This is a genomic window from Aminobacter sp. UC22_36 (assembly GCF_044056035.1).
In the GTDB taxonomy this organism is placed as follows: Bacteria; Pseudomonadota; Alphaproteobacteria; order Rhizobiales; family Rhizobiaceae; genus Aminobacter.
The window spans coordinates 4,685,090-4,699,521 of sequence record NZ_CP171996.1; the positions used below are offsets into that span (position 1 = coordinate 4,685,090).

General features: G+C 62.9%; 14 protein-coding genes and 1 pseudogene. 9 read left to right on the forward strand and 6 right to left on the reverse strand.

The window, feature by feature from the left end; genetic code table 11:
- Positions 1–29: 29 nt before the first annotated feature.
- Positions 30–1,526 carry an MFS transporter gene (locus ACHMW7_RS26385; RefSeq protein ID WP_395448344.1) on the reverse strand — a complete coding sequence of 499 codons (1,497 nt, stop codon included), beginning with the start codon at positions 1,524–1,526 and terminating at the stop codon, positions 30–32.
- Positions 1,527–1,867: 341 nt separating this feature from the next.
- On the reverse strand, positions 1,868–2,629 hold the full coding sequence (locus tag ACHMW7_RS26390; protein ID WP_395448345.1) for a GGDEF domain-containing protein: 762 nt from the start codon (positions 2,627–2,629) through the stop codon (positions 1,868–1,870).
- 195 nt (positions 2,630–2,824) lie between these two features.
- Here ACHMW7_RS26390 and ACHMW7_RS26395 point away from each other — a divergent pair, with 195 nt between their 5' ends.
- Positions 2,825–3,535, forward strand: a complete 711-nt coding sequence (locus ACHMW7_RS26395) for a pyrimidine 5'-nucleotidase (RefSeq protein ID WP_395448346.1) — start codon at positions 2,825–2,827, stop codon at positions 3,533–3,535.
- Positions 3,532–4,380, forward strand: a pseudogene (locus ACHMW7_RS26400) (DUF817 domain-containing protein); the annotation flags it as partial. The gene ACHMW7_RS26395 and the pseudogene ACHMW7_RS26400, both read left to right, overlap by 4 nt.
- A 3-nt stretch (positions 4,381–4,383) precedes the next feature.
- On the opposite strand, the gene ACHMW7_RS26405 reads toward ACHMW7_RS26400, so the two are convergent.
- A complete protein-coding gene (locus ACHMW7_RS26405; RefSeq protein ID WP_108609491.1) occupies positions 4,384–5,223 on the reverse strand; it encodes an LOG family protein in 840 nt (279 codons plus the stop codon).
- A 143-nt stretch (positions 5,224–5,366) separates the two neighbouring features.
- Between ACHMW7_RS26405 and dapD the strand changes: the two genes are divergently transcribed.
- The 4 genes from dapD (at position 5,367) to ACHMW7_RS26425 (ending at position 7,737) form a co-directional block, all read left to right on the forward strand.
- Positions 5,367–6,221: a 2,3,4,5-tetrahydropyridine-2,6-dicarboxylate N-succinyltransferase gene (gene dapD / locus ACHMW7_RS26410; RefSeq protein ID WP_395448347.1), complete on the forward strand. Its 855-nt coding sequence runs from the start codon at positions 5,367–5,369 to the stop codon at positions 6,219–6,221.
- 75 nt (positions 6,222–6,296) lie between these two features.
- Positions 6,297–6,650 carry a DUF805 domain-containing protein gene (locus tag ACHMW7_RS26415; RefSeq protein WP_395448348.1) on the forward strand — a complete coding sequence of 118 codons (354 nt, stop codon included), beginning with the start codon at positions 6,297–6,299 and terminating at the stop codon, positions 6,648–6,650.
- Positions 6,643–7,014: a DUF805 domain-containing protein gene (locus ACHMW7_RS26420; RefSeq protein WP_395448349.1), complete on the forward strand. Its 372-nt coding sequence runs from the start codon at positions 6,643–6,645 to the stop codon at positions 7,012–7,014. The genes ACHMW7_RS26415 and ACHMW7_RS26420 overlap by 8 nt, the downstream gene beginning before the upstream one ends.
- A gap of 24 nt (positions 7,015–7,038) precedes the next feature.
- Positions 7,039–7,737 carry a hypothetical protein gene (locus ACHMW7_RS26425; protein WP_395448350.1) on the forward strand — a complete coding sequence of 233 codons (699 nt, stop codon included), beginning with the start codon at positions 7,039–7,041 and terminating at the stop codon, positions 7,735–7,737.
- On the opposite strand, the gene ACHMW7_RS26430 is transcribed toward ACHMW7_RS26425, so the two are convergent.
- Both ACHMW7_RS26430 and ACHMW7_RS26435 read right to left on the reverse strand, forming a co-directional pair.
- Positions 7,734–8,744, reverse strand: coding sequence for a 2-dehydropantoate 2-reductase (locus ACHMW7_RS26430; protein ID WP_395448351.1), 1,011 nt, complete (start codon positions 8,742–8,744; stop codon positions 7,734–7,736). The genes ACHMW7_RS26425 and ACHMW7_RS26430 overlap by 4 nt on opposite strands.
- A 97-nt stretch (positions 8,745–8,841) precedes the next feature.
- Positions 8,842–10,629, reverse strand: a complete 1,788-nt coding sequence (locus tag ACHMW7_RS26435; RefSeq protein ID WP_395448352.1) for a diguanylate cyclase — start codon at positions 10,627–10,629, stop codon at positions 8,842–8,844.
- A gap of 216 nt (positions 10,630–10,845) precedes the next feature.
- Between ACHMW7_RS26435 and dapE the strand changes: the two genes are divergently transcribed.
- On the forward strand, positions 10,846–12,033 hold the full coding sequence (gene dapE, locus ACHMW7_RS26440) for a succinyl-diaminopimelate desuccinylase (protein ID WP_395448353.1): 1,188 nt from the start codon (positions 10,846–10,848) through the stop codon (positions 12,031–12,033).
- A gap of 12 nt (positions 12,034–12,045) precedes the next feature.
- Positions 12,046–12,642, forward strand: a complete 597-nt coding sequence (locus tag ACHMW7_RS26445; protein ID WP_395448354.1) for a transporter — start codon at positions 12,046–12,048, stop codon at positions 12,640–12,642.
- 30 nt (positions 12,643–12,672) lie between these two features.
- On the opposite strand, the gene ACHMW7_RS26450 is transcribed toward ACHMW7_RS26445, so the two are convergent.
- Positions 12,673–13,839: an MFS transporter gene (locus ACHMW7_RS26450; protein ID WP_395448355.1), complete on the reverse strand. Its 1,167-nt coding sequence runs from the start codon at positions 13,837–13,839 to the stop codon at positions 12,673–12,675.
- Between the two features lie 48 nt (positions 13,840–13,887).
- On the opposite strand from ACHMW7_RS26450, the gene ACHMW7_RS26455 reads away from it, so the two are divergent.
- Positions 13,888–14,427 carry an Lrp/AsnC family transcriptional regulator gene (locus tag ACHMW7_RS26455; RefSeq protein WP_395448356.1) on the forward strand — a complete coding sequence of 180 codons (540 nt, stop codon included), beginning with the start codon at positions 13,888–13,890 and terminating at the stop codon, positions 14,425–14,427.
- Positions 14,428–14,432 lie beyond the last annotated feature (5 nt).

Below are 14,432 nucleotides of genomic sequence, written 5' to 3' on the forward strand. Positions count from 1 at the left end.
CGAACCCGGCCGAACGCGCATTCGTCCCGCTACATCTCCACGGGAACCGGCTGCCTGTCGTCGACATTTTGGCCCCGGCTGCCTTGCGGCGTTGCCGGCTTGAGGAAAATGACCATCGCCGCGACGAGGGCGAATGCCGCCATTTCATAGATAAGCGCGTGCTCCATGGCGGAGATAAAGGCCATGTGCGGATGCTCGCTCACCCTGCCGTCCAGGGTCGAAAAGAAGATCTGCCCCGTCACGGCAATGCCGAGGGCAGCACCTATCTGCTGGAAGGCCTGCACCGCCCCCGATCCCGAACCGGCATCGCGTGGCGGCACCGTCGAAAGTACGGTCTGGAACAGCGACGAGATGGCTATGCCCATGCCGAAGCCGCACATCAGCAGCGGCAGGACAAAATGCCAGTGATCGACGGCATCGCCGACGCCGGCGACGACGAAACGCAACCAGCCCATGCCAATGCCCATGACCAGCGCACCGGCGACGATGCGCCGCTGCGGCCAGCGGCTGCCCAGCCGCCCCGAGATGACCGAGGCGATCAGCACGCCTAAAGGAAATGGCACTGTCGTCAACCCGGACTGCAACGGCGTCAGCCCGAACCCGGTCTGCAGGAATACGGCCAGGACCAGGAAGAAGCCCGCAACGCCGGAGAAGAACGTCATGGTCATCACGGAGCCGAGCAGGAAATTGCCGTTGGTCATCAGAGCTACCGGCAGCAATTGGCTCTGCTCGCGTTTCGCCCGTGTCTTTTGATGCAGGAAGAAACCGACCATGGCGATGACGGACAGGCCGATCATTGCAAAGGTCCACACCGGCCAGCCATAGGCATGGCCCTCAATGAGGGGAAATACCAGCAGGAAGACTGCAGCGCTGGCGATCAGGATGCCGACCGGATCCTGGGTCAGTTCAGGCCGGCCAGGCATATCGGGAATGAGTGCCCGGCCGGCAATGACAGCCAGAATCCCGACCGGAATGTTGACCAAAAAGATCGGCCGCCAGTCGAGGCCAAACAGGTCGGCGCTGATCAGCATGCCACCGGCGAGCGGGCCGGCGACAGAGGCGAGGCCCGCGGACAGACCGAACAGTGAAAAGGCGAAACCACGTTCCTGCGGCGGAAAGATCACCTGGGTGATCGCCAGGACCTGCGGCATCATCATGGCGCCAGCCAGTCCCTGAAGGACGCGCGCGACGATCAAAGTCGTCATGGTCGGCGCCAGCCCGCACAGCGCCGAAAAGACAGTGAAACTCGCGACACCGACCAGAAACAGGCGCTTGCGGCCGACCACGTCGCCGAGCCGGCCAAACGGCAGCAGGCCGAGCGCGAAGGCCAGGACATAGGCTGCCACCACCCATTCGATCTGGCTGCTCGTCGCGCCAAGGCCGGACTGCAGGCGCGGCAGCGCGACGTTGACGATGGTCACGTCGATCAGGTTCATGAACCCGGCCAGAAGCAGGATCGCCATCGCAATCCAACGCTTGGGATAGGCGTCCTCCGGCGTTGCTGGCGAGCTATGGGAAAATGTCATTTCCGGTTCCTTTAACTGCGAAAGCTGAGCAATGCAGCTATCCGCTTATGACATCGCGTCCTGCATGCGGACAGATGTCGTTCTGAATCGCCTGATTTCGACAGGCTCAGAAAAATACTGCACCAGCCATTTCGGCAACATCCGAGAACTACGTGTCGATCTAGAGCGAATCGTTCAGCTTTCTACGCCAGGGCCTAGGTTTGGCGCCGACACGATCGAAATGAACAGCGTTTTCTTGCAGGCACTACGTCGTGCCTAGCAGCATTGGTGATCGCCAGAGCGAAAAAGGACGGCGGCAAATGCCGTCGTCCCAAAGCAAGCCATGCAGGATTCGAGCGCCGTCAGGCCGCTTCTGAAACACCCATGTCGAAGATAGCGCGGTTGCGCCCGCGGCGCTTGGCCTCGTAGAGGCGCTTGTCGGCGGCGCGCATCAGTTCCGAAACATTGGCTTCGGACTCGCATTTGGTGCCGCCGATGCTGACCGTCAGCGGGACGGCAGGCTCGTCATTGGGTTGGAAGCGCAGGCGCTCCACTTCGCTGCGAATACGCTCGGCGACGAGCTTGGCCTCGTCTTCCGAAGCACCGACCAGGAAGGCGCCAAATTCCTCGCCGCCGATGCGGCCAAGGATGTCGCCGCTACGCACGCCGCGGGTGATCGCGGCAGCGATCTGCAGCAGGGCCTGGTCGCCGGTCAGGTGGCCGAAGCTGTCATTGATCTGCTTGAAGTGGTCGGCATCGATGATCAGCAGGGCGCCACGGTCCGACTTGCGTCGTGAACCGTCGAGCGCGGCAAAGAAATTCTCGCGGTTGAGCATGCCGGTCATTTCGTCGCGACTCGCCTTTTCCGAAAGGCGGCGATGGGCGGCGGCAAGCTGGGCGTGGGCCCGCATCAGGTCGTCATGGGCGACTTTCAACTTCTGGCCCTGCAGGAAGGTGAAGAATCCCAGCGGCGTTGCGATGAACAGCGGGCAAACGAAGCACATCAGCCAGCCAATAGCGCCAACTGTTCCGCCAAGGGCCGGCACGATCGTCAAGACCAATGCAAGCGAACCCAAGATCGAAATCAAGGTCACGGCGGCTGTTTTCAGAATGACGCTTTTCATTTCAACTCCCTGCCGGCTTTGAAATGCCAGCATCAACTGAAGGTCATCTTTCATCGGTAGTTAAAATTTGACCTATCTTGGCGAATTTGGCCACAGGCCGAATCTCTCCGCCTGCCGAATTTGGCCATTGTCGGATGCGAGGCTGGCCTGATGCAGCCGCTTCCAAAATTCTCGAACCGTGCCATAAGGGGCGTTATGACCGATATTCCCGATCCCGCCCGCTTCGACCACGTCACCGACTGGGTCTTCGACCTCGACAACACGCTGTATCCGCACCATTCGAATCTGTTTTCGCAGATCGACGTGAAGATGACGGGTTATGTCGCGGAGCTTTTGACGCTGTCGCGCGAGGACGCGCGCAAGCTGCAAAAAGAGCTCTACCTGGAATACGGCACGACGCTGAACGGGCTGATGCAGCGCCACAACATCGATCCCGACGCGTTCCTCGAACATGTCCACGACATCGACTATTCCTGGCTGGTTCCAGACCCAGTGCTGGGCGCCGCCATCCGCCAGTTGCCGGGGCGCAAGTTCATCTTCACCAACGGCAACCGCAGCCACGCCGAGCGCACCGCGCGCCAGTTGGGCATCCTTGATCATTTCGACGACATCTTCGATATCGTCGCTGCCGGTTTGACACCCAAGCCGGCACGCCAGCCCTACGAGACCTTCGCCGCGCTGCACAAGGTCACCGGCGCCAACGCGGTGATGTTCGAGGACCTGGCGCGCAATCTCTCGGTGCCTAAATCGCTCGGTATGACCACGGTGCTGATCGTGCCGCGCAACTTCGAGCCGACCTTCTCCGAGATCTGGGAAAGCGACCCGACCCACGAGGACGACGTCGACTTCGTCACCGACGATCTCGCGACCTTCCTGACGACGATCGTCGAGGCCAACGCCGCTTGAGCCGCTTCACTTCCGTCGAGGCGCGGATCGATGCGGCGGCACATGCCGTGCTCGACCGCTTGCCCCGCGGAGGCTTCTACGGGACGCTTGTCGAGTTCCTTGTCTTCGGGCTGAAGCAGGCCTGGGCCTGCCTGTTCGGCGGCGCCATGCTGGCGCTGATCATGGCGACCAAGCTGTGGTGGCCGCACGAATCGGGGCTGGCGCGCTACGACTTCCTGTTCGTCTCGGCGGTTGCCATCCAATTGGCCATGCTGGCTTTGCGGCTGGAAAAGCCATCCGAGGCCAAGGTCATCCTGATCTTCCACATCGTCGGAACAGTGATGGAGATCTTCAAGACTTCGGCCGGCTCGTGGGTCTATCCGGAAGAGAACTTCTTCCGCCTCGGCGGCGTGCCGTTGTTTTCCGGCTTCATGTATGCGGCGGTTGGCTCCTACCTCGCCCGCGTCAGCCGCATCTTCGACATGCGCTACACCTTCTATCCGCCGCTATGGGCGACGGTGCTTTTGTGCGCAGCGATCTATGTCAACTTCTTCGCCCACCATTTCATCATCGACATCCGCTATGGACTGTTTGCCATCACGGCAGTGCTCTACTTCCGCACTGTCGTGCACTACCGCGTCTTCCGCTTTCGCCATCGCATGCCGCTGCTGCTCGGCTTCCTTTTGGTCGCACTGTTCATCTGGTTCGCCGAAAACATCGGCACCTGGTCGCGCGCCTGGATCTATCCCGGCCAGCACGACGGATGGACGCCGGTTTCGATCCAGAAGCTCGGCGCCTGGTATCTGTTGATGATCATTTCATTCGTGCTGGTGACGCTGGTCCACCGGCCGAGGCCGATGGACGCCGGCTCAAAGGCTGTAGAATTTGGCGATGATGTCCCAGGCCTCGTCGGCGGTGTCGACAAAGTCGATGATGTCCTGGTCACCCGGCGTGATGGTGCCCTGGTCGGCGAGGAAATCGAGATCGATCGCCCGCTCCCAAAATGACTTGCCAAACAGGATGACCGGCACGCGCTCCATGCGTCCGGTCTGAATCAGCGTCAACGTCTCGAAGAACTCATCCATCGTGCCGAAACCGCCGGGGAATACGGCGACAGCCTTGGCGCGCATGACGAAATGCATCTTGCGGATGGCGAAATAGTGAAAATTGAAACACAGCTCCGGCGTCACATAGGCATTGGGCGCCTGCTCGTGCGGCAAAACGATGTTGAGACCGATGGAGGGTGCTCCGACATCGTCGGCGCCGCGGTTGCCCGCTTCCATGACGCCGGGACCACCCCCGGTGACGACGACGAACTCACGATAATAGGACGCGGCAGAATGCTGCGAGCAGAGGCGGGCAAACTTGCGCGCTTCCTCGTAGTAGCGGCTGTTGGCCTCGAGGTTCTTGCGCTGCGTCTCGTTTTTCGCCGCCCAGGCTTCGCCGCCCGGTTCCGGGATGCGCGCGCCGCCGAACAGGATGACCGTCGAGCGGATACCGCGTTCGGCGAGGATCATCTCGGTCTTGAGCAGTTCGAGCTGCAGCCGCACCGGGCGCAGGTCGCGCTGGGTCATGAAGTCTTCGTCGTTCCAGGCCAGCCTGTAGGTCGAGGCGCGTGTCTGCGGCGTATCGGGCACGCTCTTGGAACGCTCCAGATCCTCGTCGGAGTGCGGCAGCGGCGTCCAGCCAGCCTTGTCCATTGGATTCATTATATGCTCGACCTCAAATTTCGTTGCCCGCGACATTCCGCGGCGTCACCGCGATTGACCCCCAGATAAGCCTGAAATAGGGTCCGCGCGATTTTATGCCAGCTTAGAAGCCTTAACCTTAACGGCACGTAACGGAGATGTTTATGTCGAAGCCCGATCTCGCCAGCCTGGAAAAGACCATCGATCGGGCGTTCGAGGAACGTGACGGCATTTCGACGTCAACCCGAGGCGAAGTCCGCGAAGCCATCGAGATCGCGCTCGACCTTTTGGACAAGGGCACTGCGCGTGTCGCGCAGCGTCAGGACGATGGCAAATGGCAGGTCAACCAGTGGCTCAAGAAGGCGGTGCTGCTGTCGTTCCGCCTCAACCCGATGGAGCTGATTTCGGGTGCGCCCGGCGGCGCCTCGTGGTGGGACAAGGTGCCGTCCAAGTTCGACGGCTGGGGCGCTGTCGACTTCGAAAAGGCCGGCTTCCGCGCCGTGCCTTCGGCCGTCGTGCGCAAGTCGGCCTTCGTTGCCCCAGGTGCGGTGCTGATGCCGTCCTTCGTCAATGTCGGCGCCTATGTCGACACCGGCACGATGGTCGACACCTGGGCCTCGGTCGGCTCCTGTGCCCAGATCGGCAAGAACGTGCATCTGTCCGGCGGCGTCGGCATTGGCGGCGTGCTCGAGCCGATGCAGGCCGGCCCGACGATCATCGAGGACAATTGCTTCATCGGCGCGCGTTCGGAAGTCGTCGAGGGCTGCATCGTGCGCGAAGGCTCGGTGCTCGGCATGGGCGTGTTCATCGGCCAGTCGACCAAGATCGTCGACCGCGCCACTGGCGAGGTGTTCTACGGCGAAGTGCCGGCCAATTCGGTGGTCGTCGCAGGCTCCCTGCCCGGCAAGCCGCTGCCCAATGGCGATGCCGGCCCGAGCCTCTACTGCGCCGTCATCGTCAAGCGTGTCGATGCCAAGACCCGTTCCAAGACCTCGATCAACGAATTGCTCAGAGATTGATCTTTCCCTGAATCCGAAGCAACGTCGGGCTGGCGCGCGAGGTGCGCGCCAGTATTTCAGCTTCGGAGGGGTGACATGGACTGGAAATATCTTCTGACCAGCTTCGATGGTCGCATCAACCGCGCCAAGTTCTGGGCCGGCATCGGCGTCATGATCGCCATCAGCATCGTCGCCAAGCTGCTCGACATGATGCTCGGGCTCGACATCGGCGATTCGGGCGCCGGCGTCATCAGCATCATCGTCACGATCGGGATGATCTATTTCGCGCTGGCAATCTATGCCAAACGCTGGCATGACCGCGACAAGTCGGGCTGGTGGAGCCTGATCGCACTCGTGCCCGTCATCGGCGCCATCTGGATCCTGGTCGAACTTGGCATCCTCGAAGGCACCAGGGGCGCCAACCAATTCGGACCGGACCCTCTTGCCTGACAAATCCCAGCTTTTCTGGTTGTTCTTTCGCTTCTCGGGTCGCGTCAACCGCGCGGCCTATCTGCTCGGCTTCCTGTTCATGCTGGTGGTGATGTCGTTCCCGCTCTACCAGTTCATGCGCGTGCACCCGGAAAGCGGCGCAGCCCAGGTCTGGTCGGTGCTGTTTGGTCTGACCTTCCTGATCTTCCTGTGGGCGCATATCGCCTTCAGCGTCAAACGCCTGCACGATTTCGACAAGCCCGGCCTGTTCGCCGTAGCGCTGTTCATCCCGGTGGTTTCGATCTTTGCCTTCATCGCGCTGTGTTTGTTCCCGGGCACGCCTGGACCGAACCAGTTCGGCAATCATACCAACGCGCCACAATAACCGCAGGCGAAGGGCCGGGGGGCGATGTCCTACAGAACGCTCGACCCAGCCAAGATCATCGCAACGGCCGAAACGCTGAGCCAGCGCATCACCGAGCGCTTTCCCGATGCCGGGCTGGCTCGCGTGAGCCAGGAACTGGTTCGACTGGCAGGTGACCTCGCCGCTTCGGCAAAAGCACTGGAGCAGCCGATCTGGTGGCTGCGAATCTTGATCGGCCTTGCCATCGCCACCGGTACCGGCGTTTTCCTGTTCATCGGCACGATCCTGTCGTTCGATCGCATTTCGACCGGGGCCTTCGACTTTGTGCAAGGCATCGAGGCTTCGCTCAACACGCTGATCCTCGCTGCGCTGGGCTTCCTCGCGCTGATCCGCACCGAAGAACACATCAAGCGCAAGCGAACGTTCAGGCAGTTGCACGGGCTGCGCTCGCTGATCCACGTCATCGACATGCACCAGCTGACCAAGGATCCTGCTGCATTGTCGGACAGCTTTAGTCCGACCGCGCATTCGCCAGCGCGGATCACCAAGGCCGCCGACCTCGCACGCTATCTCGACTACTGCTCCGAGATGCTGTCGCTGACCGGCAAGCTCGCCGCTTTGTTCGCGCAATCGGTCAATGACGACGTGGTGATGAAGACGGTCAACGACATCGAAGAGCTCGGCTCGAACCTGTCGCGCAAGATCTGGCAGAAGATCACGATGATCGAAACGGCCCGCCGCTAGATCTGCTCAGGCTTCAACCTGGGCGAACCCTTGCCCCTGGCTTCGGCATCACGCACCAGCGCGACGATACGCTGGGTTTGTGCTGCGCCTGTGCCGGCCTTGCGTGCGAGCCCAAGGATGACGCCTTGCAGAGCGTCGATCTCGGTCGGCCGGCGCCGCTCGAGGTCCTCCCACATCGACGACCGTGCCATCGGGTCTATCGCCAGCATGCGCCGCGCCAGGCGCAGGAACAGCCAGTCAGGCACGCGCAGCACGGTTGGCAGCAGCGCAGGCGGCACCGCCGCCACTTTGGCCGGTACGATGCCATTTGCCTTCATCGCCGCCAGCGCCTCGTCGATCTGCCCGGCTAGGATGCGCCGCCATCTGGCATCAGCCAATTGTGCCGCCAGGGGTAGACCGGACAGCGCGACAAGGGCGTTGTTGAGGTTCATCAAGAGCTTGCCCCACTGGACAGCCGGCATGTCGGCGTGGGTCGCAACCGCAAAGCCCTCAACGTCGAGCAGCTTGCGCAGGCTCTCGTCACCCGCTTCGATCAGCACCGTGCCGGCACTGGCGCGGTGAACATGCAGCGGCAACTCGCCTGCTGCCGACTGGACGACGTTGAACGGCACCATGCCGGCGACAACCCGGCGTCGGCCGAGTGCAGCCCGGAGCCGGGCGACGTTGTCGATGCCGTTCTGCAGGCTGACGACGACGGCACTTTCCGGCGTGTGCCGGGCGACAAGCTCGGCCATGGCGGCGGTGTCGCTGCTCTTCACCGCAACCAGCACGACATCGGCGTGCGAAAGCACCGAGGGGTCGACCGTGAGCGGGATGGCACCATCGCCTAGCAGGCGATCAAAGCCATCGATATCGCTGACCCGCAGGCCGCCGGCATTGATCGCGTCAGCGACGCGAGACCGAGCCAACAGGGTCACTTCACGCCCGGCCAGCGCCAGGCACGCCCCGGCGTGGCAACCAATGCTGCCGGCGCCTGCAATGACGATAGACTGATGGTCCTTGGCCATAGGCCCTCCCGCAGCCTCCTATAAGCAACGGCAGCCCCCGCCTGACAATGCTCCAGAACATGGCATCGTCTAACGTCGACATGCGCTGAGCAGCGCCTCAGGCAGACTTTCTGATCTTGCTTGCGGCGATGGTCCGGTCGCGGCCGCCGGCTTTCGCTTCCAGCAGGGCGGCATCGGCGCGCGTCACAAGTGTCTCGACCGAACCGCCCGTGGGCGAAGCTGCCACGCCTACGGATACGGAGACCGCGCCGAGAACCTGGCCGGCATGGGAGAGTGCGACGCCGCCGATCTTGTCGCGCAGCATGTCGGCAAGCGCCACGGCGTCCGCCTCGCCAAAGGACGGCAGAAGTGCCGTAAACTCTTCGCCGCCGAAGCGGAAGGCATCGCCAGCAGACGCGCAGGCTTCGCGCAGGGACTGCCCGACGAATTGCATGACGAGATCGCCCGCGTCATGGCCGAACTGGTCGTTGAAGCGCTTGAAATGGTCGATGTCGATCATCAGGCAGGCGAGCGGCTCGTCCCTGCGGTCCCGGGCGTGCCGCCGCAGCGTCTCGTCGAGGAACCGACGGTTGAACAGGCCGGTGAGCGGATCGCTCACGGCAAGTGCGGTCAGCTTTTCTTGCAATTGTAGATTGGCAATGGCGAGGCCGACATTCTCGGCGATCAGTTCGAGATAAAGCCGCGGCCCTGCCGGCTCGAGCGCGCCATCTTCGCGCTCTTCGAGATAGAGCAGCCCGATCATGTCGCCTTGGGCCGTGAGCGGAACACAGAGCGTCGCCACCCCTGGCGGATCTACATGCTGGCACGGAACGTCAGCGCCATTGACGCCACTATGATGCGAGCGTCCGCGCCGCAGGCCCCAGCATGCGGTGGCTGGAAACTCCGACGCGGAATGTTCCGGATCAAGCCACAGGCCGACGCGTGCCAATGCTGTCTTGCCTTCGTTGAGGACATAAAGGCCGCCGGCAAGCTCAGGGAAAATCTGGGGCGCAAAGCGCACGATCACATCAGTCAGTTCCACCTGGTCACGGCATGCCTGCACGCGGTGCATCATCTGGAGGATGAGGTCTTTCATATGCTGGTCGGCAAACCGTTCGGCGTCGAGCTTTTCGCGCTCGATCAGGTTTGTACGGAAGCCCTCGATCGCGTCGCTCATCTCGCCGATTTCGTCGGCCCGACGATGGATCGGGAGCTCGACGCTGTAATCCTGCCTGGCCAGCCGGCTGACGATCCCGGTCATGTGGCGCAGCGGCGTCGCCACCCGTCGGCTGAGAACGAAATAGAGCACCGCCAGAAACAGCGCCCCTGTGGTCGCCAGCATGATCTTGGCGACAAGGCTCCACCAGTTGCTGCGCTCGCGAGCCGCATCGAGTGTTGCAGTCGTGCGCGCCGCGGTCAGGTCGCGAAGATGGGCGACCGTCTGAAGCAGCACATTCTGGACCCTTTCGTGCTCGGCGCCGAAGAGGGCCTCCTGCGCGGCCGCCTTGTTGCCATTCTGGTACGCTTCGATGGCGGCGGCTTCGATCTTGTCCAATTCCTCCGCCTGGCCATCGATCGCCTGTATCGCCGCCACCTCCGCCGGCGCTGGATCGCGTGCCGCCAGTTCCGACGTGACAACCTCCAGCCGCCGTTCCGCAACCTCTTGCGTGCGGAATGCCTGGAGATGACGCTCCTCGCCACGCATCACGTAAAGTCTCGCCTCGTCGCTGCGGACTTCAGCGCCAAGGGCGAGTTCTTCGGTCAGTGTGTCGAGTGTCAGATGTTCTTCGGCCGCAGCACGCTCCTGGAGGGCGCTGTTGGACGACAGGATGAACGAAACGCCGGAAAGCGCCGTCAGGACGACAGTGATGCCGTAGGCCCAATGGGTGATCGTGGCGATTCTCATGCCTCGACAATAGCAGTCGCTGATTGCAGGAGACTTAAGAACAGGCTTAAAATCGCTGGTGTCGTCGGCCGCCGCTACCGCAGGCGCTCGACCGCGCCGTGGCCTTTCCGCAGGGCGGCTCGAGTTCACGTCACGCTTTTGCGAAGCTGGAGGCCGAGGTCGCTGGTACAATCGACCGTCGTGACAGGAACCGGCGATTCGATTATCGCTGTCGCCATGAAGCTGCCTACAGATCCCGCCGAGAACCTCGCCGCCCTCATCCGCTGCCCGTCGGTTACGCCAGCCGAGGGTGGTGCGCTGACGGCACTTGAGACCATGCTGAAGCCGCTCGGCTTCGCTGTCGACCGCCCGACCTTCTCCGAGGACGGCACGCCCGACATCGAGAACCTCTATGCCCGTCGCTCGGGCAATGGGCCGCATCTGATGTTTGCCGGCCATACCGACGTCGTGCCGGTCGGCGACGAGGCGGCCTGGACGCATCCGCCCTTCTCCGGAGCGGTCGCCAATGGCGAGATGTACGGGCGCGGCGCGGTCGACATGAAGGGCGGCATCGCCTGCTTCGTTGCCGCTGTCGCCCGCCACGTCGCGGCAAATGGCGGTCCCAAGGGCTCGGTTTCGCTGCTGATCACCGGCGACGAGGAAGGCCCCTCGATCAACGGTACGGTGAAGCTGCTCGAATGGGCTGCGGCGCGCGGCGAGAAGTGGGATGCCTCGCTGGTCGGCGAGCCGACAAATCCCGACGCGCTCGGCGACATGATCAAGATCGGCCGCCGCGGCTCGCTGTCGGCGACGATCACCGTCCATGGCCGCCAGGGCCACGTCGCCTATCCGCATCTGGCCGACAATCCCGTGCGCGGGCTGATGACGCTGGTCGATGCGCTGCTCAACCCGGTTTTCGACAAGGGCACCAAGGATTTCCAGCCGTCCAACCTCGAAGTCACCACCTTCGATGTCGGCAATGCGGCCACCAACGTCATTGCGGCCAAGGCAACGGCGACATTCAACATCCGCTACAACGACAGCTGGACCGACGAGACACTGCAGGCGGAGATTCACAACCGCCTGGACAAGGCGAGTGGGCGCAAGAAGTACCGCGCCGGGCGCAAGGAACCGATCGAGTTCGAGCTCATCTGGCGTGATCGGCCAAGCCATGTCTTCCTGACCCGCAACGACAAGCTGATCGACGCGCTGGCCGGTTCCATCAAGACGGTCACCGGCCGCCAGCCCAAGCTGTCGACCACCGGCGGCACATCAGATGCGCGCTTCATCAAGAACTATTGTCCGGTTGTCGAATTCGGCCTGGTGGGCAAGACCATGCATATGGTCGACGAGCGCGTGCCGCTTGCCGAACTGGAGATGCTGACACAGGTCTACCAGCAGTTCCTCGCAGACTGGTTCGGGTGACGAAAAGCCGTCATGCTGGCAACCGACGACATCGAGCAAAATCTTGCGGGCGCCTGGCGGCTGATGCTGGGCAAGGCCGATGGCCTGCGCCTGCTCGATCTCAGTGCAGATGGCTTCTGGAACTCATTCTTCGCCATTGTGATTGCGATACCGGCGCTGATCGTCGGCTGGGTCGGGGTTTCAAACGAGGTTGCACTGCAAACGGCAACCTTCGCCGGGCGCTTCGGCATCGTCGTGCGGCTGGCCACGGTCGACATCGGCGCCTGGGTATTGCCGCTGATCGCGCTTGCGCTTGTGGCGCCGCGCGCCGGCATCGGCGACCGCTTCGTCCACTATGTGGTCGCCAGCAACTGGACGTCGGCGATCATCGCCTGGCTGATGTTGCCGGCAGCCCTTTCGCGCATGCTGTTTCCGGCTGCGGAGAACTTCACCAACCTGCTGTCGTTGGCAGTCTTCGGCTTGGCGATGGTGTTCACCTGGCGCATGACCAATGCGACGATCGGCAAAGGTGCCGCCATCGGATCGGCCGTCTTCACCGGCATGTTCTTCGTTTCCCTGCTCGTGCTGTTTTCGCTGCAGGCGCTGCTCGGGATCGAACTCCAGAGCTGATCAGCCCAACGGGCAGCGGGCACGCCGACCTCAGCGCCAGGCAGCCGCGGCGGCAACCAGCATCAGCACAGCTGCGACGACAGCCGAAGCGGCAAAGCCGTAACTGGCGTAGAGCGGGCCGAAAGCGGTGGTGCCGACCGACACGGCGAGATAGGTCACCGCGCTGTTCAGCCCCATGATGGTGCCACGCCTGCCAGGGTCGAGCATCGACAGGCGCATGACCAGCACGTTCAGCCCGAAATGGTTGCCCAGCCCCCACAAGGCCATGGTGGCGATCAGCACGGCAAAATTGCCTGCAACGGCTGATATCAGCACATAGATTACCGCCACGCCGAGATAGGCGATCGGCATGACACGCCGGGCACCGAGCCGGTCGACGATGCCGTCGAGCAGTGCCGCGGCACCGAAACCGATGCCGTAGGAAATGGCCGCCAGGCCGTTGGCGCTGACCGGCCGGCCGAGCGCCTGGTGCAGATGATCACCCAGATAGCCATAGACACTGTAGAACGCCGTCATGAAGGCACCGCAGGCAATCAGCAGCGGCACGATTCCAGGCGTTGCCAGCGCCCCCAGCGGCGCGGGCGCGACACCTCCGGCAGGCTTGTCGTCCGCAGACATCGCTGAAATCGCCACAAGCGCGATGGCAGCGAGCAGTGCCACTGCTGCAAATACCGCGCGCCAGTGAAAGAGGTCGGCGAGCACCGCCGACAGCGATACGCCGGCAACCATGGACAGCGTCCAGCCGGTCAGCACCACGCCGATGGTTCCACTTTCCCGACCTGGCGGCGCAATCGCGGCGGCGCTGGCATAGATCGCCGGCAGTGCGATGCCAGCAGCGATGCCGGCGATCAATTGTGCTGCGACCAGCACGATGACCTGAGGTGCCGCAGCACTCGCCACAAGGGCTACGGCCAGCAGCGCCAGCGCGCATTGCAGCATGCGCTTGGCGCCGAAGCGGTCGATGTAGCGGGCGAGGAACAGGGCGCTCGCCGCGGTGCCCAATCCGAATGCCGACGCGGCCGTCATGACCATGGGCACGGAACTGCCGAAGCCGACCGCCACCTCGGGCGCGATCGGTCCGAGGACCAGCGAATTGGAGCCGATGACGGCAATGCAGCCCGTCAGCAGATAGGCGGCCCTGGGGATGCGGGCCACGGGTTCGGCAAGGGCAGGTAACAATTGATCATAGTTCGACATGAGCGCATATTCGCCGAATGATATTCAGCTTCAACGGAGAATTTCCCGATGGATGAAGAAACAGACACCATTCGGCAGAACCGTTTGCCGGAGCGCACGGTCGACGCGGCCGACCGAAGGCTGTTAGGCGTCCTGGTCGAGGACGCGACAGTCTCCTACGCCGAGCTGGGCGAAAAAGCCGGCCTGTCGGCGCCGGCAGCACACGAGCGGGTCAAGCGCTTGCGCCGGTCAGGCGCCATCCGCCAGACCGTGGCGATGCCGGATCCCAAGGCGATGGGCAAGCCCTTGCTGGCCTTCGTCCATGTCGACACAAGGGGCTGGGGCAAGACACCCGAACTGATGGCCGTTTCGTCGTTTCCTGAGGTCGAGGAGATACACACCGTTGCCGGCGACGCCTGCCTGCTGCTCAAGGTGCGGACCGAGGACACGCGCGCGCTCGAAGGGCTTCTTGCGCGCCTCTACGACACGCCGGGCGTAACCTCGACACGCAGCTATGTCGTGCTGTCGACCTATCTGGAACGGCCAGTGCAGCCCGGCATCACCCAGGACTGGCCGGCGCCCAAACACATGGCGCAGCCGCTTTACTAGGATCG